Here is a 23,327-nt window from a genome sequence, read left to right on the forward strand (position 1 = left end):
GTCATACCCGGAAGGCAGGCCCCGTGACCGTGCATATTCCCACGCAGAACCCAGTGATGCGTACCGGCACATACGGAATGAACCTCACCGACTCGGTATTCGAGCGGCTGTTGCAGGAGCGCATCATCTTCCTTGGGACGCAGGTGGATGACGAAATCGCGAACAAGCTGTGCGCGCAGATCCTGCTGCTTTCCGCAGAAGACCCCAGCCGGGATATCTCGCTGTACATCAACTCACCTGGCGGTTCAGTCACATCCGGCATGGCGATTTTCGACACCATGCAGTACGCCGAATGCGACATCGCCACCTACGCCATGGGCCTTGCGGCGTCAATGGGCCAGTTCTTGCTCTCGGCGGGAACAAAGGGGAAGCGGTACGCGCTGCCGCACGCTCGCATCATGATGCACCAGCCGTCGGCAGGTATTGGTGGTACCGCAGCCGACATCGCGATTCAGGCGGAGCAGTTCGCACACACCAAGCGCGAGATGGCGGAACTGATTGCTGAGCACACTGGCCAGCCAGTGGAACAGATCATCGAAGACTCAGACCGCGACCGCTGGTTCACCGCGAAGGAAGCACTCGAATACGGCTTCGTGGACCACGTCATTTCCCGTGCTGCGCAGTCTGGCGGGGTTGGCCGCTGATCTCCGGCGGCAAACTGGGCGCACCCAGCAAGCAAGAACTCCGTCTACCTCGACACTTGTGGAGAAGTCATGACTTTTAACCCGAACATGCTGCCTCAGACCCCGCCGTCGATGCTCGGCCCGCAGTCGCGCTACATCCTGCCGTCATTCATCGAACACTCGAGCTACGGTGTCAAAGAGTCGAACCCGTACAACAAGCTGTTCGAGGAGCGCATCATCTTCCTCGGCGTGCAGGTCGACGACGCTTCCGCGAACGACGTGATGGCACAGCTACTGGTGCTTGAATCGCAGGATCCTGACCGTGACATCACGATGTACATCAACTCGCCCGGCGGGTCGTTCACGTCACTGATGGCGATTTACGACACGATGCAGTACGTCCGCGCTGATATCACCACCGTGTGTCTCGGCCAAGCAGCGTCCGCGGCGGCGGTGTTGCTTGCTGCCGGGTCACCCGGCAAGCGATTGGCTCTGCCGAATGCGCGCGTGCTCATCCACCAGCCGTCGGCGGGCGGGATGCAGGGGCAGGTCTCAGACCTCGAGATTCAGGCCAAAGAGATCGAGCGTATGCGCCGTCTCATGGAGACCACGCTGGCACGCCACACCGGCAAGGACGCCGAGCAGATCCGCAAAGACAGTGACCGCGACCTCATCCTTACAGCTGAGGACGCGAAGGATTACGGGATTATCGACAACGTCCTTGAGTACCGGAAGCTGTCCCTCACTGGCCAGTGACTCTCGCGGGCCAATTTTCCTGTGGCGGCGGTTATACGGATGCCCGCGGGCGCCCCGCACGCTATCCTGGGACGACACGCCGGACCGCTCTAGATACCGCATGGCGGGGCCAGGAGCGGCGAGGCTGAAGGCCCAGGGTGGCACCCGCAAGGCGCGGGCGACCACACTGTGAACACGTCGAGCGGATGGCACAAACCTAGACCAGCTATGCCTGTGGCGAGTACGGTCAGGAGTGCCGGACAACACCGCTGCGTTAATTGCGGCCCGCGCTTCGGGGTTGCACGGGCGAGACTAGGGAAGTAGGGAGCACGGTTATGGCGCGCATCGGCGACGGGGGCGATCTGCTGAAGTGCTCGTTCTGTGGAAAGAGCCAGAAGCAGGTTAAGAAGCTCATCGCTGGCCCCGGCGTGTACATCTGCGATGAGTGCATCGACTTGTGCAACGAGATCATCGAAGAGGAGCTCGCGGAAGCGAGTGACGTCAAGCTCGATGAACTACCCAAGCCCGTGGAAATCCACGAATTCCTCGAACAGTACGTAATTGGTCAGGACACGGCGAAGCGCACCCTGGCTGTCGCCGTGTACAACCATTACAAGCGGGTTCAGGCAGGCGAGAAGACACGTGATTCGCGCAATGAGTCCGTGGAACTCCAGAAGTCCAACATTTTGATGCTCGGACCGACGGGCTGCGGCAAGACGTATCTGGCGCAGACTCTCGCGAAGATGCTGAATGTGCCGTTCGCCATTGCCGACGCGACCGCGCTCACTGAGGCTGGCTACGTCGGCGAGGACGTTGAAAACATCCTGCTGAAGCTCATTCAGGCTGCTGACTACGACGTGAAGCGCGCAGAGACCGGAATCATCTATATCGACGAGGTCGACAAGATCGCGCGCAAGAGCGAGAATCCGTCGATCACGCGTGATGTTTCGGGTGAGGGCGTGCAGCAGGCTTTGCTGAAGATCCTTGAGGGCACGCAGGCGAGTGTTCCGCCTCAGGGCGGACGTAAGCACCCGCACCAGGAGTTCATTCAGATCGACACGAGCAACGTCCTGTTTATCGTCGCGGGGGCGTTCGCGGGGCTGGAAAAGATCGTCTCCGACCGTGTGGGCAAGCGGGGTCTCGGCTTTGGTGCAGAGGTTCGCTCGAAGGCGGATGTCGACACCATTGATCACTTCGCTGATGTTATGCCGGAAGATCTCATCAAGTTCGGCTTGATTCCTGAGTTCATCGGCCGTCTGCCCGTAGTTGCTTCGGTGACGAACCTTGACAAGCACTCGCTGGTGCAGATCCTCTCGGAGCCCAAGAACGCTCTGGTCAAGCAGTACACACGCTTATTCGAGATGGACTCCGTGGAGTTGGAGTTCACCCAGGATGCGCTGGAGGCGATTGCAGATCAGGCGATTCTGCGGGGCACCGGTGCTCGCGGGCTGCGCGCCATTCTGGAGGAAGTGCTGCTTCCCGTTATGTACGACATACCCAGCCGTGACGATGTCGCAAAGGTCGTCGTCACTGGGGCCACGGTGCGCGAGAACGTGAACCCGACGATCGTGCCACGTCGTGCGGAGGCACCGGAGCGCCGGGACAAGTCCGCGTAACGATGACCGAAAGTGCAGCGAATGGTGCCGTGAATAACGGCACCATTGTCGTTCTCAATGGACCGAACCTGAACCTGCTGGGTAAACGACAGCCGGAGATATACGGTAGCGCCACGCTAGAGGATGTCGAACGGCTGTGCCGTGAAACTGCGTCGCCGCACGGCTTCACCATCGACGCGCGGCAGAGTAACCACGAAGGCCAGCTCATTGACTGGATCCACGAGGTGCGCGAGTCGTGCGCGGGTCTCATCATCAACCCGGGCGGGTTCACCCATACCTCGGTGGCACTGCGGGATGCTCTCGTTACCGTTGATGCCCCCGTCGTAGAGGTACACATCAGCAACATTCACAAACGTGAAGAGTTCCGTCATCGTTCGTTCGTGTCGGGGATCGCTTCGGGTGTGGTCTGCGGTCTCGGTGTTTACGGCTATGTGGCGGCAGTCGGATACGTGACGACACAGGCGTGAGCCCGACAATTCAGCTGGCCGGTATCGTCCTCGCAGGGGGCGCATCGTCGAGGATGGGACGCGATAAGGCGACACTGCAGTGGGGTGACAAATCGTTCCTGGCGCGCATAGTGGAGAGCCTGCGGCCCGTGTGCGCAGAAGTGTTTGTCGTGATTGCTCCCAAGCAGAAATGCCCCGAGGTTTCCGCGACTCTCGTGCGGGATCCGATCGCTCACCGTGGACCCCTGTATGGCCTGCTCACCGGGCTGGACGCAGCGCGGCAGGCCGGACATCATTGGGCATTCGTGTGTGCGACTGATATGCCGCTGGTCAGTGCGAGACTGGTGCGCGAACTCGCACCGCACTGCGTGGGCGAGGCTCTCGACGTGGTGCTGGCCCACGACGGCACGCGAGCACAGCCGCTCGCGTCGATATACCGAACCGCCGCGGCTGTGACGATGCGTGCCCATGCAGATGCTGGCGGACGCAGCATGTACGGTGCGCTCTCCGAGCTGCGCACCAGCACCGTCGACGTCACGCGATGCGCGAATGAATTGATCAACGTGAACACCCCAGACGAACTAACCGCGCTGAGGCCGCCCCAGGCAGCGCGAGAGGAGTAACCCGTGCCCATCGAGCCCGCAGCGCGTGGTAACAACAATCCTGTGACTCATGCCGCCGTAACACCGTTCCACGCCTTGGATGAATACCTGAGCCTGCCGCGGGTGTCGGGGCTCGCGCTTTCGCCGGACGGGCGGCGGCTCGTCACACGTGTGGAAAAGGTCAGCGAGGATGGCTCTAAATTCACTGGAAACCTCTGGGAGGTAGATCCCAGCGGCAATCGGGAACCTCAGCAGGTGACGTACGGCCCGAAAGGGGACTCCGCACCCGCTTTTACGGCCGCGGGTGACCTCGTTTTCGTTTCTGCGCGCGGTAGTAGCGATGACGCGCCGCCATCGTTGTGGTGTTTGCCTGCGCGTGGAGGTGAGGCTTATGAGCTCGCGAAGCCGCCCGGCGGGGTAAGCAGCGTGCTCGCCGCCCGGCGTGCAGATCGGCTTATTCTGACGACGTCCACCTATCCGCATGTGACGACGGATGCGGACGAAGAGAAGGTCCGTAAGCTACGCAAGGATGGGAAGATCACCGCGATCATCCACACGAGTTACCCGGTGCGCTACTGGGACCATGACTTGGGGCCGGAGGTGCCTGGGCTGCGGGCCGGCACGGGCAGCGGTGACTTCGCGCGCCTTGCTGCCGACGGTGCGATGCGTGAGGCTCACTCGGACATCAGTGCGGACGGTTCATTCCTGGTGTCCACGTGGCAGGTACCGGGACCGCTGGCTAGGCGGCGGGCACAGCTCGTGCGCGTCGACACAACCTCCGGTGCGGTAACGGTGGTCAAGGACGATCCCGAGGCGGACTTCGGCTTGCCTGCGATCTCGCCGGACGGAAGCCGGGTGGCATACGTGCGCGAAGCCCACGGAGATCCTGACACTGCGCCGCGCATCACGCTGCACGTGCACGACCTCGCGTCTGGGCAGACTGTTGAGGTAGCGGCCGACTGGGACCGTCGTGCCATATCAATCAGGTGGCTTCCTGACGGTTCGGCGCTGGCCGTCACAGCCGACCACTACAGCCGGTGCCCCATCTTTCTTCTCCCGGTTACGGACACAGCTGATGTGCGGCAACTGACAAACGACGACGCGGCGTACAGTGACGTCGTCATCGATCCAGAAGGTCACGTGGCATACGCGTTGCGCTCCGGGATCAGCAGGCCGCCGCACCCAGTTCGGATTGATCTCACTTCGGGCGACGTGACGGATCTCTTGGGGCCTGCGAGTGCACCAGAAATACCTGGTTCCGTGACCGAGGTGATGACGACAGCAACGGATGGCACACCACTGCGCGCCTGGCTCGCTGAACCGCTCGATGCCTCCGCCGACAATCCTGCACCTCTGCTTGTGTGGATCCACGGTGGGCCGCTCAACTCGTGGAACTCGTGGCAGTGGCGCTGGAATCCCTGGCTGATGGTGGCCCGGGGTTATGCCGTCCTGCTTCCAGATCCCGCGCTTTCCACCGGCTTCGGGGATGAGTTCATCCAGCGCGGCTGGGGCAGGTGGGGTAAAGAACCGTACGCCGACATCATGGCTCTGACGGACGTGGCTGAGCAGCGGCCGGAGATCGACGCGTCACGGACAGCCGCAATGGGCGGCTCGTTCGGTGGATACATGGCGAACTGGATCGCCGGACATACTGATCGCTTCAAAGCAATCGTCACGCACGCCAGTTTGTGGGCGCTCGACCAGTTTGGCCCCACCACAGATGCCGCCTGGTATTGGGCGCGCGAGATGACGCCCGAAATGGCCGTTGAGAACTCACCGCATCTGTATGTCGCAGACATCCGAACGCCAGTGCTCGTCATCCATGGTGACAAGGACTATCGCGTACCGATCGGTGAGGCGCTGCGTCTGTGGTACGAACTCAATGCGGAATCGGCGTTGCCCGCGGACGATCAGGGGATTTCCGATCATCAGTTCCTGTACTTTCCGTCTGAGAACCACTGGGTGCTCAGTCCGCCGCACGCGAAGATCTGGTATCTGACTGTCTACGCTTTCCTCGCGAAGAACGTGCTGGGCAAAACAGAGCCGTGGCCAGAGGAGCTGGCGGCTGGCGAGTACCCGCCAGCCGCTGACGAAGACTGAGATGGAGTTGAGCGCCCCGCGTTAGCTACGCGGGGCGCTTTCGCATACCGCGGCAATTATTGAAAACAATTGTCGTTACTATATACTCCCACCTTGTTATGCGTCTCCGATCGTGAAGGATGACGGCGCCCACAGCGCGCTCATCCTTCACGATCTGCGCGGTGAACAGCCGCGCCCATCCAAACTGGGGGAAGGACCTGTAGTGACGACTCGTTCAATTGGCGCATCGCGGATGAGGGCCGGTGCTGTGGTCATAGTGGCTGCAGCCCTGGCCCTCACCGGATGCAGCTCGTCCAGTCAGCCGGCTAGCGCGGCCGAGGGCGCAGCGGCTGCGCAGGACATCAACCCGCACGATATCTCCGAGCTGCAAGACGGTGGGGACCTGCGGATTCCAGTCGACGCGCTGCCCACCAATTACAACCCCATCCAGATAAACGGTGCCCGGTTGGTTACGTGGCAGCTTGCTGAGGCGATCTTCCCAAGTGTCCACCTCGATGGTGCAGACGGCGGACACGAGCTGAACACCGCCTTCTTCGACTCCGCAGCGCTGACGTCCGAAAACCCGCAGGTCATCACCTACAGAATCAACGATGATGCAGTGTGGAGTAATGGGCGCCCGCTCACCTGGGAAGACCTAGCCTCTCAGGTGGCTGCGCTGAGCGGTGACGATGAGGCATTCGAGGGCTACAGCACTGTCGGTTACAGCGACGTGGCATCCGTCGAGCGTGGGGACAGCGACAAGGAAGCAGTTCTCACGTTCGACAACACCTTCGCGGAGTGGGAGGGGCTCTTCAATCTCCTGCTTCCCATGGAACTCACGAGTGATGCCGAGGCGTTCAACAGCGGGTGGATGAACGAGCCAGAGATTACCTCCGGACCGTTCAAGGTGCAGAGCATCGACGAGACGGCCAAGGCGATTGTGCTCGACCGCAATCCCGACTGGTGGGCGGATACTCCGCCACTGGATCGCGTCATTTTCCGGGTGCTCGATCCGTCCGCACGAGCGGATGAGCTCGCGAATGGCGGCATAGACATCTATCCCATCGGCGGCAACGTCGATCTGTTCGAACGAGCGCAGACCATGAGTGGCGTCGAGATCCGGACGGCACCAGAACGGCGCGCCGGGCAGTTGACACTCAACGGATCCGAAGGTGCGATCCTCAGCGACCTGGAACTGCGTCAGGCGATCGCACAAGCTATCGACCCGCAAGGCGTGACGGACGTCGTCCTCGGCACAATCGCGCCAGGTGCGCAGGCAGTGGGGAACCACATCCTGCCGCCCACCGACCCGGGCTACGAAGACAACTCTGACGTGCTGCCTTACGATGCTGACGCGGCCCGCGCGAACCTCGAAGAACTCGGCTGGGAATTCGATGGAAATGTCCGCACAAAAGAAGGTGAGCGTCTGACCCTGAGGCTCATCGCACAGTCAACCCCAGTCTTCGACACCGTCGCCGGGGTAATCCGAAACCAGTTGAACGACGTGGGCGTCGATGTTGACGTGGTATCGGTTCCGAGCGACCAGTTCTATGACGGGTACCTGCTGCCGGGCGCGTTCGACCTAGCCGTTTTCGAGTGGACCAAGTCGGCATCGCCATTCGCGCATGACCGGCCGGTCTTCCAGACTCCCGAAGGTGATACGTTCGGTTCCAACTTCGGCCGTGTTGTTGTGCCGGGTATCGAAGACTTGTACGACGAGGGACTCGCTGAGCTCGACGCCGATCGGCGCAACGAGATCGCTAACGAGATCGACCGCCTCGCCTGGGAGTATGCGCACCACATCCCGCTTTACGCCGAATCCGGCGCTTACGCTGTTCGTGAGAATCTCGCGAACTATGGTGCACGCGGGCTGGCGCACTACGGGTTCGCGAAGGCCGGCTGGGTGCAGTGACAGCGGTGAAAGTCGGCGTTCGCGCCGACTCTCCGGCATCAACTAGCGACTCCGGCACTGCCCAGTCAGTGCCGGGGCGCACCGGTCGTCACCTCGTCCGCTACCTGGCCGGGCGGCTGACAGGCCGCATAATGCTATGCCTGGCGGCGACTTTCTTTGCGTTCACGCTGGCTTCGCTGACGTTCGACCCGATGGCTGAGCTTCAGATGCGGCAGCCGCCGCCTGCGCAGGCCGTCATCGACGCGCAAGCGGCGCGACTGGCTCTCGATCTGCCCATTCCATTGCGGTTCGTGGATTGGATATCCGGAATGCCCGTCGGCGATTTCGGAACGACCGTCAGCGGCCGTCCGATCGCCGACGAACTCTGGACACGCGCTGGCACGAGCATGCGGCTGTTCTTCGCAGGCAGCATCGTCGCGATCATCGCGGGTGTCGCGGTAGGCGTGCGCAGCGCGCTCAACTCTCGGCGCATCAGCGATCACGTCACCATGTTCTGGACCCTCGCGTTGCTCGCAATCCCAGTGTTTGTGCTGGGGACCCTGCTGAAACTGCTCTGGCTCCCCGTCAACGAAGCCGCGGGCACACAGATCCTGTACTTCTCCGGAGAACGGACGGTGGGCGGTAACTACACCGGCTGGGAGGCCGTCCTCGACCGAGTCAGGCACATGGTGCTGCCTACCCTTGCGATCGCGCTGCCGCAGATCGCGTACTTCAGCCGGTATCAGCGAGCCGCCATGCTGGAGGTTCTGAACAGTGAGTTTCTGCGTGCCGCGCGGGCGAAAGGACTGCGCTGGCGTCAAGCGGTGCGACGGCACGCGCTGCGTGTGGCGCTGATCCCGATGGTGTCGCTGTTTGCGTTCAGTTTCGGTCTGCACATCATCGGCGGGGTCTTCACCGAACGAATCTTCGGATGGCACGGGATGGGGGACTGGCTGCTTACGGGCATCCATGATCACGACGCGCGCATCGTGGGAATCGTCACGCTTTTCATAGGCGTCGTGATCGTTATCGCGGGCTGGGTGTCCGACATCGTCCTTGTCTTGCTGGATCCACGGATCCGGGCGGGGGCCGAAGAATGAAACACCCTCTCACCGTGTTTGGGTCGGCTGTTCTGCTGACGATCGTCGGTATCGCGTTTATCGGGCCCTGGCTGTATCCGCAAGACCATGTCACGCAGAACCATGGAGCCATTCTGCAGCCACCCTCGTGGGAACACTGGCTTGGAACGTCCAGGCTGGGGGAGGACTTGTTCGCCCAGACCATGCAAGGGCTGCAGAAATCACTTCTCATCGGCTTGGCTGTCGCGGTTCTGTCGACACTCGTCGCAGCAGTCGTCGGGACGTTGGCCGGCTACTACGGGGGGCGCGTTGATCGTGGCCTGATGTGGTTCGTTGACGTAATGCTGATCCTGCCCACGTTCCTCGTGGTCGCCGTGATGTCACCGGTCTTGCGTGGCCAGTCGTGGCTGCTGCTCATCATTGTCATTGCCATGTTTCAGTGGACGCTAGCGTCGCGCATCGTCCGCGCCCGCGCGATGAGCTTGCGGGAACGCGGGTTCGTGCGGGCCGCGGAATATATGGGTGCGCGAGGGCCGCGCGTCATACGCACGCACCTGATACCCAATATGGCCCCGCTCCTGATCATCGACTGCACGATCAACGTGGGCGTCGCGGTGATCGCCGAGGCTGGCTTGAGCTACTTCGGTTTCGGGGTGCGGCCGCCGGACGTTTCGCTGGGCACGCTGATCGGCATTGGCAGCAGTTCAGCGATCACGTACCCCTGGCTGTTTCTCGTTCCGGTGGCGTTCCTGATCGCGATTGTCATGGCGGTTGGCTTAGTCGGCGAGGGCTTGCGGCGGACGATCGACCGTGATGCAGACAAGGCGGAGTTGGTATGACGGTTGTGCTTGAAGTGAGCGAGCTGACAGTCAAGACACGTTCCCGCACACTTGTGGAAGGTGTGAACTTCGCGGTGCGTGAGGGCCGTACGCTGGCACTGGTCGGCGCATCCGGCTCGGGAAAGTCACTGTCGGCGTTCGCTGTCATGGGGCTGCTAGGGCACGGCCTTAGTGCGTCGGGCTCGGTGCGGTTGCGCGGTGCGGAGCTGCTCGGACTCAGTGACCGGCAGCTGTCGCGTTTGCGGGGCACTCGTGTAGCGCTGGTGTCGCAAGATCCGCTCGCCGCACTCACCCCCGTGCACACCGTAGGTGCGCAGGTCGCGGAGGCGGTGCGTATCCATCAGCGAGTATCGCGGTCGGAGGCATGGAGTAACGCCGTACAGATGCTCGAAAAGGTGGGCATTGAGAACGCGGCGCAACGGGCCAGGAACTATCCCCACGAATTCTCCGGGGGCATGCGGCAGCGCGTCGCAATCGCGATGGCAATGATCAACAGTCCCGATGTTCTGATCGCGGACGAGCCCACTAGTGCACTCGACCCGACGATAGCCGCGCAAATAATGGACCTGTTCGGCGAACTGCAGCGCGAAACCAGAACCGCGATTGTGTTCATCACCCACGATATTTCGCTCGTCGAGCGGTACTGCGACGACGTGGTACTGCTCGAGAAGGGCCGGGTGGTGGAATCTGGACGCGTCGAGGACGTGATGGCTGCGCCGCGCAGCGCGGAGCTGCGCGCGATGGTGGCCGCGATGCCACGCTGGACGCCTGTCGATCGGCAACCTGCCGCGGGGCCCGAAGCCATCTCCGTGCTAGGCCTTACCCGAACATTCAGCGGCCGCAGGTTCAGGCAGGAAACCATTACTGCCGTGGATCGGGTGACCTTCACGGTGCGTAAAGGCGAAGCGTTCGCCGTCGTCGGCGAATCCGGAGCGGGAAAGTCGACACTACTGCGCGAAATACTGCATGCGGAGCACGCACCGCAGGGCACCGTCGCCCTCTTCGGCCACGATTTCTCGGGAGCATCCCGGGCTGAGCGGCGGGGCCTCCGGCGTGACGTCCAAATCGTCCTGCAAGACCCTGGTGATTCGCTCGATCCGCTGATGAGTGTGGCATCGATTGTCGCAGAACCCATGCGGATCCACCGCTCCGCGGATGCGGAGACTCGAGTGCCGACTCTGCTGCAGCTGGTCGGGTTGGCACCGGAGTTTGAGAAGCGCAGGCCCAGTCAGCTCTCCGGTGGGCAGCGCCAGCGTGTTGCGATCGCCCGTGCGCTCGCGCTGGAGCCGAAAATACTGCTTCTTGATGAGCCCGTGTCGGCTCTCGACATGTCGCTGCGGGCAGAGGTCATGGAGCTGCTTGATTCGCTGCGCAAGCAGCTAGGGCTGACCTATGTGATGGTGTCGCACGACCTGCCGCTGGTGCATCGATATGCGGATCGGGTCGCGGTCATGAGACATGGCCGGATTGTGGAGCAGGGTGCTGTTAACAAGGTGCTGGGCGCTCCGCAGCACCCCTATACGCAGCAACTCATCGCCGCGGTGCGGCCAGCGTCTGCGACGGCGTGACCCGAGATCGGTATGGTGTTTGTCGGATCAGTGCGTTGCGTTGCGAATGGGGAATTGTGTCGGCCTCTCGGAGGTTAAGTCAGCAGGAGCGGCGGGATGCGACACAAGCCGCGCTGCTCCAAGCGACTCTCGACTGTTTGATTGAGGACGGCTACGTTCTCACCACAACGCGGCTGGTCGCGAAGCGAGCTGGCGTCAGCCAGGGCGCACTTCAGTATCACTATTCCACTCGGTCGGAACTCATTGTTGCGGCAATCCAGCATCTTGCGCATCAGCTTGCCGAGTTGGGGAAGGCCGAGTTCCCAGCTACGCACGAAACCGGCAGCGAACGCGATCAGTGTGAGCACTACTTAGATTTCCTCTGGGAAGTGCATAATTTGCCAATCGCCGGTGCGGTTCAGGAGTTGTTTGTTGCTGCGCGGACCGACGCTGATGTTGCCGCACGGATGGGTCAGGTACTCGCGGAGGCGGTGGATCTGGTTGTGGAGGGGGCCCGCCGCGCGGCTCCCACGCTCTCCGCCAACCCGCGGTTCCGCGAGTGGCTGCTCCTCTCGGTTGCAACGATGCGGGGCGCCGTCACAGTCTCGGCACTGAGCGCAAGCACTGCGCACGTCGGTGACTGGGCGGTTCTCCGCAGGCACCTCATGACTGTGCTGGATTTCCTCGAACAATAACTACGGCCCCACCGCATTTTCGAGGTCCTGTAGTGCGGACTCGAGGTGGATGAGAAGACGCTGAAGATGGGGGACAGATCGCCTGCAGCCGACCAGGCCGAAATCGATGTTTTCCGCGTTGCTCGTGAGGGTGATATTAAGCGCGAGGCCGTCCATGACAATTGACGCGGGGTAGATCCCGTCGAGCCGGGCACCGTTCCAGTAGAGAGGCTGAGTCGGTCCGGGCACGTTGGAGATAACGACATTGAACGTCGGCGGCACCGCCTGTGATGCACCTGTGATGCTCGAGATCGCAAAAGGGCTGACGAAAGCGGCGGAGAGGGCGAGTGCCTGGAGTTGGCTCAGTCCACCCATCATGTCCTTGGCAAGGGCGATTGTCCGGGTGATTTCGTGCATCCTGTCGAGCGGATCGGGTTTGTGTGTCCCGAGGCTCGCGAGGACGGCACCCACCGCGTTACTGCCATTCGCGCCCTTCTGACGTAAGGAGACAGGCACAAGCGAGATCAACGGCTTGTCAGGCAGGGCGTCTTGTTCGAGCAGATAGGAGCGCAGAGCTCCGGAGCACATGCCGAGTACAACGTCGTTGAGTGTGCAATCGAGTGCAGTACTGAGTGCCTTGAGTCGTTCGATGCGCCACGACTGTCCAGCGAACCGCCGTGCACCGCCAATCGGAACGTTGAACATGCTCCGAGGCGCGCGCAACGGAAGGGGAACCTGATCAGCGAGCGCCGCTTTCAGGCCAATTCTGCCAGCATGCGGAATGATGGCAGCGGTATCAAGTGAGAGCTTCGCAGCACTTCGCAGAGCTGACAAAGTGGACCTTGACGCCGTGCGGTCGCTGCGACTGCGCGGGGCGAATGGACTCGGGACGCGGAGGTCATGGGGATCCGTGACGAGAGTGTTTTGGAGTAGCTTGAGCGCTGAGACGCCATCGGCGAGCGCGTGGTGGATTTTCGTGTACACCGCAAAACGCCCGTCCTCGAGTCCTTCGACGATATTTATCTCCCACAGCGGCCGGTGCCGGTCTAGCAGCGAACTATGCCACAGCGACACGGTTTCGAGCAGCTCCCTAATGCGCCCCGGCCGGGGCAGCGCTGATAGCCGGACGTGGTAGCTCAGGTCAACGTCACTGTCATCGGTCCACGTAAGTGCGCGCGGCGTCGTCGTAGCGCTGCCGACACGGCGCCGGAACATCCCCGCCACCTCAGGCTCCGCGAGGAGGCGCTCGTAAAGGTTGCGCGCGAAATCCGGACCAGCGCCGGCAGGCGGCGTGAAGAGTTCCAGGCCACCCACGTGCATCGGGTGCTCTCGCGATTCCATCGCCAAGAACATGTAGTCGGGGGGAGCAATCAGATTCATCAGAACCTTTCACAGCCAACGCGAGACTTACAAGTCAGATGAATGGTATCTTACCGTGTGTTATCCATCACAGGTGCGGCAGCGCAAATGTGCAGGGCAGGGAGTGAGGTCAGGCCCGGTGAGTCACCACCCATCCGAGGGGCTCTTGAGGAGTGTTACGGCGAATGCGCCGGTGGCGCCCAAAGCCGGCCCATGTGCTGTTCCAGTTCGTCGCTACCCGGCCGTGAGTGCGCGAGGACAGCTCGTCGCCGCGGCTCTGCGCGCCACAGTCAAGCCACTGCTCTCGATCTGGGCTCGATGGCCCGAGCTCCCGTGGCCGTACGACCTTGTCGATCATGCCGGACGGCTCCTGACCGTCGCGCCGGGTCAGTACCGGGAGAGGGTGGAGCTAAATCAGTGCACCGCCGAATGGGTGCGCCCGGTTGAGGTGAGCGGAAATCGCGCAATTCTGTACCTGCACGGTGGCGGCTTTTACGTGGGACACCAGCATCTGCACCGGCAGATGGTGTCCCGCATCTGCAGAGACGTCTCGATGCCGGTGCTGACGGTCAACTATCGGATGCTTCCCCAGAACTCTGTTGAAGACGCGGTAGCCGACTGCGTCGACGCCTATCGATACCTGCTCCAGTCCGGAATAAGGCCAGAGCAGGTGGTTTTCATGGGCGATTCCGCCGGCGGCTACCTGGTCTTTATGACGGCAATCTGCGCGCTCGAGGCGGGCCTGCCCGCCCCCGGAGCGATCGTCGCGCTGTCGCCACTCACGAACTGGGATCACGAGCCCAAGCTGTCCGCACCCACCGCTGACGTGTGCTCGTTGTTTCCCCGAAGTGCTATCCGCGCCCTCACCGCCCAGGCGACAGCCGCGCGCCCAGGACCCGTCGCGCCATCGCACCACCGAGCACCGCGGTCTCCGGTAAGCGAAAACCTTTCTGGCCTCCCTCCAGTTCTCATTCAAGCAAGCACCACCGAGATGCTGAGCCCCGACGCTCGCATGATGGCTGGCCGGCTTATGCACTACCGCGTGCCGTGCACACTGCAGTTCTGGGATAAACAGGTCCACGTATTCCAGGCGGCGGCAGGCTTTGTTCCTGAGGCGCGTCAGGCTATCGAACTTGTTGCTGATTTCATCCATGAATGTGTTGCGGCGCAAGCTCGTGACGAGGCAACCGGGTGACGGCGAGCGTACGTTTTACGGCCACTTCCGCTAACTAGGTAAAACCATTCGGGTTGAAGGTGACAATGAAAATGCAAGTCGAGCGCGATGGCGATGGCTCAATGAATAAACGCCGCAAGTGGCAAGGACGGCTCATCGCGAAAATCCTCACCCTCGCCGTGGTACTCACATTGTCGCCGCTGCTTGCGGGTGGAAGCGCTGGCGCAGAGCCGCCGCCACCACCAGATGCCTTCTATGACCGACCGGATGGACTCGCGTCGTTTGCGCGCGGGGAAATCATCCGATCGCGCGAAGTCACAGTCAACGCGATGCAGTTGCTTCCGATCAACGTGCAAGCATGGCAGCTGCTTTACCGCACATCTGATGCCGATGGCGCACCTGATGCCGCGGTGACGACGGTAATGGTGCCGAGGGGCGTATCACAGCCCCGTGCGCTTCTGTCGTATCAGGCGGCGACCGATTCGACCCTCCGCGTCTGTGGGCCGTCATATTCCCTGGTGCACGGAGCTCCGATAGACGTCACGGATCCAGTTGGGCCTGTCACCCTCGGCGCGCCCGCGGCGGAGGTTCTGCTCGCAGCTGCAGGTCTCGCGGAAGGGTGGGCGGTCGCGATGCCGGACCACGGCTCGCTTGATGATCGGTTCCTCACGCCACACCAGCCTGGGTACGCGGTACTCGACGGAATCCGTGCAGTCACGAACTTCGAGCCTATTGGCCTGGCTGGACCGACGACACCGACCGCCTTGTGGGGCTACTCGGGCGGTGCCATCGCGTCGAGCTGGGCGATCGAGGAGCACCCCACTTACGCCCCGGAGCTCAATATTCGCGGCGCAGCGTTCGGCGCGCCAGAGCGTGATCTCGAAGCATCCCTCAGATCATCAAATCGCTCGCTGCTTGCGGGACTGATTCCAATTGCACTCGCTAGCATTGGCAAAGATTCGCCTGAATTTATGGCCGAGATGAATTCATACCTCACTCCGCAAGGCAGAGATATCGTAGCCCGCACGCGAAACCATTGTGCTGCGCAGAACGTGCTCAACAACCTCTGGTTCGACTATGACCTGCACCTGAATACTCCGATCGATGAGATTCTCGCGAACCCGGTGATCCGGCGCGAAATAGATGCCCGCGGAATCACTGGCCGGGCGCCAACCGTGCCGACATATATTCACAATGGTGTTAGCGAGGAAGTGGCACCCATTGTCGGCACCGACAAACTTGTCGAAAGCTACTGCCGAGGCGGCGCCCCAGTGACATATCGCCGGGAAGACTTTCCGCAAAACCCGCCACGTGAAATCTTTACTACTCACGGATTCATCGCGGTGAGCGGAAGTCCGGGAGCCTTCAGATGGCTCAAGCAACGTCTCACGGACCCATCGGCAGCGTCGCTCGCGGGGTGTGACATTCAGACCTTGCCGAGTACCCTCATCGAGCCGGGTGTCGCAGAGACTGTCGTGCCCTCCTTTGTCGACAACATCCTCGCAATCGTCGGTGGACAGGCCATCGGCGCTGGAGGCTGACTTCCTCCGCCGTCCGGCATGACCGTTGTTAACGTCATGTCGTGTGGTGCGCGACGAATCCCTGACTTTCTGTTGCTAATTTTCGGGTTAGGCCTCTCAAGTGCTGCTGGGCCGGCAAAATCGGTACAGGAGGACCACGGCGGAGGACCAGACATGTGCACACGGGCGTTATGGACAGCGAGCGGACACGGTGTACAGGTGGGCCGCAACATGGACTGGCGCGAGGAGATGGACACCAACCTGTGGGTTTCACCGCGAGGCATACAGCGAGTCGGCCATGGTGCGGATGCGAACCCGCTGACATGGACCGCTGACTACGGCAGTGTTGTCGCAACGGTGTGGGACATGGCCACATCGGACGGCGTCAACGAGGTGGGGCTCGCGGCGCATCTGTTGTGGCTCGCGGAGTCGGACTATGGCGAGCGTGAGATGTCACGGCCCGCGCTGGCAGTGTCGCTGTGGGCGCAACTGTTCCTCGATACCTGCGCGACTGTCGCAGACTGCCTGAAACTCATGGAGGAGCGCAACTTTCAGATTTGTTCACTTATCGAGCCACGGTCACAGCGGGAAGCCACGGTGCATCTAGCACTCGATGATCGAAGTGGTGACTCCGCGATTATCCAATACGTTGACGGCACCGCGCACGTGTATCACGACCGCGCGTACACCGTCATGACGAACTCTCCGACGTTCGACGAACAGTTGGAGTTAAGGCAGCGGTACGAAGGATTTGGCGGTACCGAGCCGCTGCCAGGGACAACCGAAGCTGCGGACCGGTTCGTACGCGCGAGCTACTATCTTGACCGGCTGCCGCCAGCGGAAACGCGGCCCCGTGCGTATGCGGCGCTGCTCAGTGTGATGCGGAACGCCGCGCAACCGTTTGGCGAGCCAGACCCATTGCGGCCCAACATATCGGCGACAATCTGGCGCACACTTGCCGACCTGACCGCCGGTGTTTACCTATTCGAGTCGTCCTTCAGCCCGAACATCGTATGGACGAACCTCGAAGAAATCGACTTTGGCCGCTGGCAGAAGCTCGATCTATCGAGCGAGGGGTTAATCGGCAACGTTACGCCTGCATTCGTGCGGGTGGATGCGCTGCAGTTCACCACAAGTTAGGCCGAAAGTGCCCGAAAAATTTCAACGAAAGTGGATTGCTGATGATTGAAATGTCCGTCGGTGTCTCAGCTGAGGCAGGGAGTACCTTCAGTCTCGACGCGTCACGCTTCAATCGGCACACATTTTGGTGCGGGCAGAGCGGCTCGGGAAAGACATACGCGCTGGGAGTCGTCCTTGAGCGACTCATGCTGCAGACAGCTCTTCCGATGCTCATCTTCGATCCCAACGCCGACTTCGTCTCTTTCGGTAAGCCCCGCGCCGACGCTCCACCTGAGGTCTCGGCGCGACTTGGCGAAGCGGACGTTCGGGTCTTCCGTCCACGGGGGGAGGCAGACCAGCGCCTGACGGTGCGATTCGTCGATATGGATCTCGCGTCCCGCGCTGCAGTTCTGCGGCTGGACCCCATTCTCGACGCCGAAGAGTACAACGTGCTTGTCCGGATGGAGAGCGAGGCCGGGGCTGCCGGTGTCGATGCGCTCATTGAACGGCTCCGGGACGCGCCGGCACCCGGTGCCCGGAAACTGTTGTTGCGCCTGGAGAACCTCCGGGTGCTCCAATGGGACGTTTGGGCGTACGGAGGGCGCGGCGTAGAGGATGTTATCGATCAGCGGCCAGACGCGACGGTACTGGACCTAGGCGGGTTCAAGACCACAGACGAGTTTGCCGCTGCGGCTCTCGCAGTGCTCGATCAGCTTTGGGCGAAGCGTGAGGAACGCCGTCCGGTTCTGATGGTGATAGACGAAGCGCACAACCTATGTCCACAGAATCCTGTTTCACCCGCACAGCGGGCGCTCTGCGAGAGGATCATTCAGATCGCGGCGGAGGGCCGGAAGTTCGGTCTGTGGCTACTCCTCTCCACCCAACGGCCCTCGAAGATTCACACTCAGGTTCTGTCGCAATGCGACAACCTTTGCTTGATGAAGCTGAACAGCCGTAATGACCTCGCTGAAATCGCGGACTTCTTCGGTACGGTTCCGGAAGTGTTACTCGGGCAGGCCCCCAATCTGCGGAAGGGGCAGGCGATCCTCGCCGGCGGGTTCGCGCCCGAACCTGCGATCGTGCAAGTCGCTAGTAGGTTCACACTTGAAGGTGGTACCGACGTGTCGGTGCCGCTGCGCCATGACGGCGCCAGTGTTGAGAGCCTGGCTTAGAAGCTGCCGATTCCTTTGCCAATCACAACTGCGCCGAGTGTCACGAGGAGGATAGCCATCACTGTTGCGTTGTTTTCCACAAGCCAACTGCGCGCGCTGTTGAGCGCTCTTTCTGCGCGCTGCGGCGCAGCAATATAGGCAGGACCCAGCCGCAGAGGAAACTGGTGCCGGTCGCGTGCGCTCGCGGCGACATCAGCATGAGTGTCGCGGCAATCATTGGAACAGGGCTTATTGCGATTCCGAGAGCCAGCGGAAGCGTGTCTCGGAGAAGTTCTGTCAAGGCGAGACTTTCACTATTGGTGGTAGCTCGTACGTTCCGCCGAGTATTTCTGGCCCTGGGACGTATAACCGCATCATGGGCCGGAAATCGCCAGCAGGCGCGGGAAGCCAGTTGGCCCGGCGTTTCGCATCATCTGGTTCTTCGTTCTGGATGGTGATGATCAAGCTGCCATCTGGTTCATTCATCAAACCCGGTGTGCGGTCGCCGATAGAGTAGCGGTCGAGTTTATTCCGGACGAGGTAATAGTCCGGCATGTCATACATCGTGAGTGACCAGAATGCGTTGACTGGCGGCAGGTCTCGCAGGCGCAGCTCGTACCGGTGTGCGCCGTTGAGGGGCCGCCCGGAGTCATCTACGTAAGTGGCGGGATAAAGCGCTTCATACGCATGATTTCCCCAGAGGCCGATTCTGGCTGCAATCGCGCGCACCGTGTACGCTTCCGCGCGGTCACTTATACGCCATTCGGGCGCTTGCAGCGTACCTACCTCAAAAAAGTCCAGATTGTAGTTGAACAGGCTGCGATTCATCTGCCACGCAGAAAGATCCTCCGTAGACGAACTCATCGCGTGTGCTTCAAAGTCGCGCTTGGCTTTTGCGAGTTGCTCGGTCAGTTCGCGCATCAGCGCTGGTTCGGGATCAACGTAAGGGCTAGCCTCGTCGAGCAGTCCGAGCGCCCTGAACTGTTGCAGGTACTCAATGTCAGCAGGGGCTGGCGGGAATGCCTGCGACCACACTCGGAGCTGTTCCCAGAACATTAGTTCAGCGGGAACATCTTGATGGGGTTGCGGAATCCCCGAAAGTGAACCGTTTGGGGTGACGGGACGGATCTGAAAGCCGTGCTGCAGCCGCAGCACATTGCCAATATCCCCAGGCCCGTCACAGGCTATTCTGCCGACGATCGAGACGATGTGCGTAGGAGCGGCTATCACCGTCCGGTCTGCTGAGTCCGTTTCATCAGAATCCGGGGGAACGATGCGGAAGCTGCCCGCGCGGTTCCCTGTCGCTCTGGTTCCGATGTAGGCGAAGTTATTTGTCCAGGCGTCGACAAATTGAAGGACGTAGTACCGGTCACCGGTGTCCGGCACGTCCACGTCCAGTGCCCCGCCGGACAAGTCGAGTTGCGCGATCGCGTAGAGGGTGTCGTTGTTAACACTCACGAAGTCCGTGTTCGGGTCAGCCAGCTCATCCGCGAACGCGTAGGTATTGAACGGTGTAGGGGGCAGCCCCCCGAACCCGCGGGCGAGGAAGAGTCCGACCGTCGATATGTTGTAAACCAGCGGATAACCAAATTCGAACGCGCGCTGGACAAGCTCAGGACTAGTCGTTGGCGTCATGGGATTTCGCCCCCTAGCATTCGAGTCCGGCGCGAAGTTCCTGCTCGGCGCGCTCGACACCAGCGATTTCCTCCTGCAGCGAGGCGATTGCCTCCGGCACCGTGGCCTCCGGCTCAACGTCGGCGACTGCCGCATCAAACTGCGCCCAGGCCTCTTCGAGTGCGCGCACCCGGTCGTTTGTCACGTCCGTGAGCGCGTCGGCGACCTCCGCATAACTCACCTGGAGCTCGGCCCGCATGTCCCGGATCTCGCCGACCGTCGGGGATGACGCGAGGAGAGAGCGCGCTTCCCCCACGTCGACCGAGAAGTTGGCGATCGCTTCGCATGCGTGCGCTTCATGCTCTTCCGGGTCTGAGCCACAGGCCGCGAGCAGTCCTGCCGCGAGCGTGCAGGTGATCGTAAGCGTGAGACGAGGAGCGGTTCTGCGCATAGTGGACCTCCGGTGAGTGTTGATTCGTGCTGTCAACGGGGAATAGTGGCCTGTTGTAGTTATTCAACCAACGCCGCATTCGTCGGGGGCGTGAATGCGCAAACCGGGCTGTTGCTGTGGGCAAGACGCTGGACGATGCCGCCTCCCAGCAACACGGTGCTGCGCAGCGATCGCGGGAATACTGTGGCCGTCTTCGTTGTCTATACCCCCAGGGGTATAGTGACACTGATCGAATCCGCGATCATTAAGGAGGCGCAATGCTGCTCGAGAGGATTTACGACCACGACTTGGCTCAAGCCAGCTACTTCGTTGGGTGTCAGGCAAAAGGCGAAGCGGTTGTTGTCGATGCCCGCCGCGATATCGGTGAGTACCTAGACCTCGCGCAAGAGCACGGCATGCAGATCGTCGCCGTGACGGAAACTCACATCCACGCCGACTACCTGTCGGGCACCCGCGAGCTGGCTGCCGCTACCGGGGCGCAGGTGTATGTCTCCGGTGAGGGCGGCGATGACTGGCAATACGGCTTCGATGCATCCCGGTTGTTCGATGGTGACGCCATCTCGATCGGCAACATCACAATCGCGGCCCGGCACACTCCCGGACATACGCCGGAACACCTGTCGTTCCTGATCACCGACGGTGCGTTCAGTGATGCGCCGGGCTATCTGCTCTCCGGCGATTTCGTCTTCGCCGGGGACCTCGGCCGCCCGGACTTGCTCGATGAAGCAGCCGGGGGAGTCGACACACGCTTCGCCGGCGCCAGGCAGGTATACGCGAGCCTCCGCCAGGTGTTCTTGACTCTTCCCGACTATGTGCAGGTGTACCCGGGGCACGGTTCCGGCAGTGCCTGCGGTAAAGCGCTCGGTGCACTGCCAGCGACAACGGTGGGATACGAACGACTGAACGCGTGGTGGGCGCCGTATGTGCGGGATGGTGACGAGCAGGGGTTCGTTGACCAGCTCCTCAACGGTCAGCCCGACGCGCACGCGTACTTCGCGCGCATGAAGCGGCAGAACAAGGAAGGCCCCGCAGTGCTGGGTGCAATGCCTCCACTCAAGCAGCTGGCCAACGACTCAGTCGCGCGTTCACTCGACGCTGGTGAAGCCGTTTTTGTCGACTCCCGACCGCACACCGACGTCCACAACGGAACTGTGGCTGGGTCGCTGAACATTCCAGGCCCGGCGAAGGCCGCGACCTACGGCGCGTGGGCGTACGACCCTGAAACAGACGGGCAGCCGCTGGTGCTCCTCGCTCCAGATCAGATGACCGCGCAGCAGATGCGAAATCACCTGGTACGCGTCGGCATTGACCGGTTCGCAGGCTTCACCACTCATCTCGCTGGTTTGCCAACCACGAAGCCTGCGACGATTGCGCCCGCAGCACTCGACACCAGCGACATCAAACTGCTCCTCGACGTGCGCAACAAGACCGAACACGCGGATGGACACATCCCCGGTTCTCACCAGCTCAGTGCCGGTCGCGTCCTCTGGCATCTCGACCAACTGCCCGCAGACGGCACGATCGTCACGTACTGCCAGTCGGGCGTGCGCAACTCAGTCGCCGCGAGCGCACTGCGCCGCAAGGGGTACCACGTCGTCGAACTGGCCGGAAGCTATGCCGGATGGTCGGAATGGAACGACGGCCGGCAGTAGGTCCGCACCGCTCGGCAGAAAGGGCCTCAGGCGATGGAAATAACGGTGATCGTGGTCGTCATTCTCGCTGTTGCAGTAGGACTTTCGCTGGGGCTGCTCGGCGGCGGCGGCTCCATCCTTATGGTCCCGCTGCTCGCTTACGTCGCGGGCATGGACGCTAAGGAAGCGATCGCTGCCTCGTTGTTCGCAGTCGGTGTCACCTCGCTGATCAGCCTGATAATGCACGCGAAACGAGGTAACGTTCGCTGGCGCACGGGCCTGATCTTCGGGTCCGCTGGCATGGCAGGGGCGTTCCTTGGCGGTCTCCTGGGCGGCCAACTGCCCGGCACCGTTTTAATGATCGCGTTCTCGATCATGATGATCGCCACCGCCGCCGCCATGATCCGCGGCCGCAGAAAGGCAGCCGCGAAGCCGCACGGCCAGGCTGGGGAACTGCCAGTGCTGCGGATTCTGGTTGACGGCCTCATCGTCGGGCTTGTTACCGGGCTGGTGGGTGCGGGCGGCGGATTTCTCGTGGTGCCAGCACTGGCCCTCCTCGGTGGTTTGCCCATGTCAATCGCGGTGGGGACGTCACTGCTCGTGATATCGATGAAATCCTTCGCTGGCCTCGCGGGGTATCTCACGACCGTATCTCTCGACTGGGGTGTCGTCGCTGCCGTCACGGCAGCTGCGGTCATCGGCGCTTTAGTGGGTGCGCGCCTCACCGCGCGCATCCGGGAAGAGTCGTTGCGGAAGGGCTTCGGGTACTTCGTGCTGGCAATGGGCGCTGTCGTGCTCTCGCAGGAACTGCCCGGGCCAGTCGGCGCCGCGCTCGTCGCAGGCGTCGCAGTGGTGGGACTAACTGCAGCAGTATGCCGGCTCGCTGACAAGACCTGCTTGATCAGGTGGCGGCCGCAGGGGGTGTAGGGGTGGCGGGGTGGGCGTTTCGCTAGGGCCCGCCCGGGCCGTGTGCAGCCTTTAGCTGACGGCCAACCCCGCATTCGTGGGGAGAAGCGCACCGTAGCCTTTGGGGTGCGTGTTCAACACGGGGCTCATCCCTGCGTACGCGGGGAACGCATGAATCTACCATCTGAGGCAAACAACTGTGTAACGGATTCAATCCGCATAGAATCCGTACATATACGACACGGTAATCAATCGGCTTGTTCCTCGGTAG

At 61.8% G+C, this 23,327-nt stretch carries 20 protein-coding genes; 17 read left to right on the forward strand and 3 right to left on the reverse strand.

What is annotated here, in order from left to right; all coding sequences use genetic code 11:
• Window positions 1-56: 56 nt before the first annotated feature.
• From ONR57_RS09380 to ONR57_RS09430, 11 genes are all read left to right on the forward strand, one after another.
• Window positions 57-644, forward strand: coding sequence for an ATP-dependent Clp protease proteolytic subunit (locus ONR57_RS09380; RefSeq protein WP_265123036.1), 588 nt, complete (start codon window positions 57-59; stop codon window positions 642-644).
• Between the two features lie 69 nt (window positions 645-713).
• Window positions 714-1,379, forward strand: coding sequence for an ATP-dependent Clp protease proteolytic subunit (locus ONR57_RS09385; RefSeq protein WP_265122992.1), 666 nt, complete (start codon window positions 714-716; stop codon window positions 1,377-1,379).
• A 314-nt stretch (window positions 1,380-1,693) separates the two neighbouring features.
• Entirely contained in the window at window positions 1,694-2,974 is a 1,281-nt protein-coding gene (gene clpX, locus ONR57_RS09390; protein WP_265122994.1) for an ATP-dependent Clp protease ATP-binding subunit ClpX, read from the forward strand.
• Window positions 2,975-2,976: 2 nt separating this feature from the next.
• Window positions 2,977-3,441, forward strand: a complete 465-nt coding sequence (gene aroQ / locus ONR57_RS09395) for a type II 3-dehydroquinate dehydratase (protein WP_265122996.1) — start codon at window positions 2,977-2,979, stop codon at window positions 3,439-3,441.
• The gene (locus tag ONR57_RS09400; protein WP_265122998.1) at window positions 3,438-4,043 is read left to right on the forward strand and encodes a molybdenum cofactor guanylyltransferase; all 606 of its coding nucleotides are present in this window, start codon (window positions 3,438-3,440) and stop codon (window positions 4,041-4,043) included. The genes aroQ and ONR57_RS09400 overlap by 4 nt, the downstream gene beginning before the upstream one ends.
• A gap of 3 nt (window positions 4,044-4,046) precedes the next feature.
• Window positions 4,047-6,122: an alpha/beta fold hydrolase gene (locus ONR57_RS09405; protein ID WP_265123000.1), complete on the forward strand. Its 2,076-nt coding sequence runs from the start codon at window positions 4,047-4,049 to the stop codon at window positions 6,120-6,122.
• Window positions 6,123-6,324: 202 nt separating this feature from the next.
• Window positions 6,325-8,013 (forward strand): ABC transporter family substrate-binding protein, encoded by a 1,689-nt coding sequence (locus ONR57_RS09410; protein WP_265123002.1) that lies wholly within the window; start codon window positions 6,325-6,327, stop codon window positions 8,011-8,013.
• A complete protein-coding gene (locus ONR57_RS09415; RefSeq protein WP_265123003.1) occupies window positions 8,010-9,092 on the forward strand; it encodes an ABC transporter permease in 1,083 nt (360 codons plus the stop codon). The genes ONR57_RS09410 and ONR57_RS09415 overlap by 4 nt, the downstream gene beginning before the upstream one ends.
• On the forward strand, window positions 9,089-9,910 hold the full coding sequence (locus ONR57_RS09420; RefSeq protein ID WP_265123005.1) for an ABC transporter permease: 822 nt from the start codon (window positions 9,089-9,091) through the stop codon (window positions 9,908-9,910). The genes ONR57_RS09415 and ONR57_RS09420 overlap by 4 nt, the downstream gene beginning before the upstream one ends.
• Complete coding sequence (locus ONR57_RS09425; RefSeq protein WP_265123006.1) at window positions 9,907-11,478, forward strand: ABC transporter ATP-binding protein; 1,572 nt, start codon at window positions 9,907-9,909, stop codon at window positions 11,476-11,478. Before ONR57_RS09420 ends, ONR57_RS09425 begins: the two co-directional genes overlap by 4 nt.
• Before the next feature lie 56 nt (window positions 11,479-11,534).
• Window positions 11,535-12,152 carry a TetR/AcrR family transcriptional regulator gene (locus ONR57_RS09430; RefSeq protein ID WP_265123007.1) on the forward strand — a complete coding sequence of 206 codons (618 nt, stop codon included), beginning with the start codon at window positions 11,535-11,537 and terminating at the stop codon, window positions 12,150-12,152.
• Here ONR57_RS09430 and ONR57_RS09435 read toward each other — a convergent pair whose 3' ends face one another.
• Window positions 12,153-13,511: a wax ester/triacylglycerol synthase family O-acyltransferase gene (locus ONR57_RS09435; RefSeq protein WP_265123008.1), complete on the reverse strand. Its 1,359-nt coding sequence runs from the start codon at window positions 13,509-13,511 to the stop codon at window positions 12,153-12,155. It lies immediately after the preceding gene.
• A 223-nt stretch (window positions 13,512-13,734) separates the two neighbouring features.
• On the opposite strand from ONR57_RS09435, the gene ONR57_RS09440 reads away from it, so the two are divergent.
• From ONR57_RS09440 to ONR57_RS09455, 4 genes are all read left to right on the forward strand, one after another.
• A complete protein-coding gene (locus tag ONR57_RS09440) occupies window positions 13,735-14,685 on the forward strand; it encodes an alpha/beta hydrolase (protein ID WP_265123010.1) in 951 nt (316 codons plus the stop codon).
• Window positions 14,686-14,750: 65 nt separating this feature from the next.
• A complete protein-coding gene (locus ONR57_RS09445) occupies window positions 14,751-16,205 on the forward strand; it encodes a lipase family protein (RefSeq protein WP_265123012.1) in 1,455 nt (484 codons plus the stop codon).
• Between the two features lie 153 nt (window positions 16,206-16,358).
• On the forward strand, window positions 16,359-17,324 hold the full coding sequence (locus ONR57_RS09450; protein WP_265123014.1) for a linear amide C-N hydrolase: 966 nt from the start codon (window positions 16,359-16,361) through the stop codon (window positions 17,322-17,324).
• A gap of 41 nt (window positions 17,325-17,365) precedes the next feature.
• A complete protein-coding gene (locus ONR57_RS09455; RefSeq protein WP_265123016.1) occupies window positions 17,366-18,475 on the forward strand; it encodes an ATP-binding protein in 1,110 nt (369 codons plus the stop codon).
• 276 nt (window positions 18,476-18,751) lie between these two features.
• On the opposite strand, the gene ONR57_RS09460 is transcribed toward ONR57_RS09455, so the two are convergent.
• Both ONR57_RS09460 and ONR57_RS09465 read right to left on the reverse strand, forming a co-directional pair.
• The gene (locus tag ONR57_RS09460; protein WP_265123017.1) at window positions 18,752-20,089 is read right to left on the reverse strand and encodes a DUF1254 domain-containing protein; all 1,338 of its coding nucleotides are present in this window, start codon (window positions 20,087-20,089) and stop codon (window positions 18,752-18,754) included.
• Window positions 20,090-20,102: 13 nt separating this feature from the next.
• Window positions 20,103-20,519 carry a hypothetical protein gene (locus ONR57_RS09465; RefSeq protein WP_265123018.1) on the reverse strand — a complete coding sequence of 139 codons (417 nt, stop codon included), beginning with the start codon at window positions 20,517-20,519 and terminating at the stop codon, window positions 20,103-20,105.
• Window positions 20,520-20,776: 257 nt separating this feature from the next.
• On the opposite strand from ONR57_RS09465, the gene ONR57_RS09470 reads away from it, so the two are divergent.
• Window positions 20,777-22,171: a rhodanese-like domain-containing protein gene (locus tag ONR57_RS09470; protein ID WP_265123020.1), complete on the forward strand. Its 1,395-nt coding sequence runs from the start codon at window positions 20,777-20,779 to the stop codon at window positions 22,169-22,171.
• Between the two features lie 33 nt (window positions 22,172-22,204).
• Window positions 22,205-23,077, forward strand: coding sequence for a sulfite exporter TauE/SafE family protein (locus ONR57_RS09475; RefSeq protein WP_265123021.1), 873 nt, complete (start codon window positions 22,205-22,207; stop codon window positions 23,075-23,077).
• Window positions 23,078-23,327 lie beyond the last annotated feature (250 nt).

The sequence above is a fragment of the Hoyosella sp. YIM 151337 genome (assembly GCF_026041215.1).
In the GTDB taxonomy this organism is placed as follows: Bacteria; Actinomycetota; Actinomycetes; order Mycobacteriales; family Mycobacteriaceae; genus Hoyosella.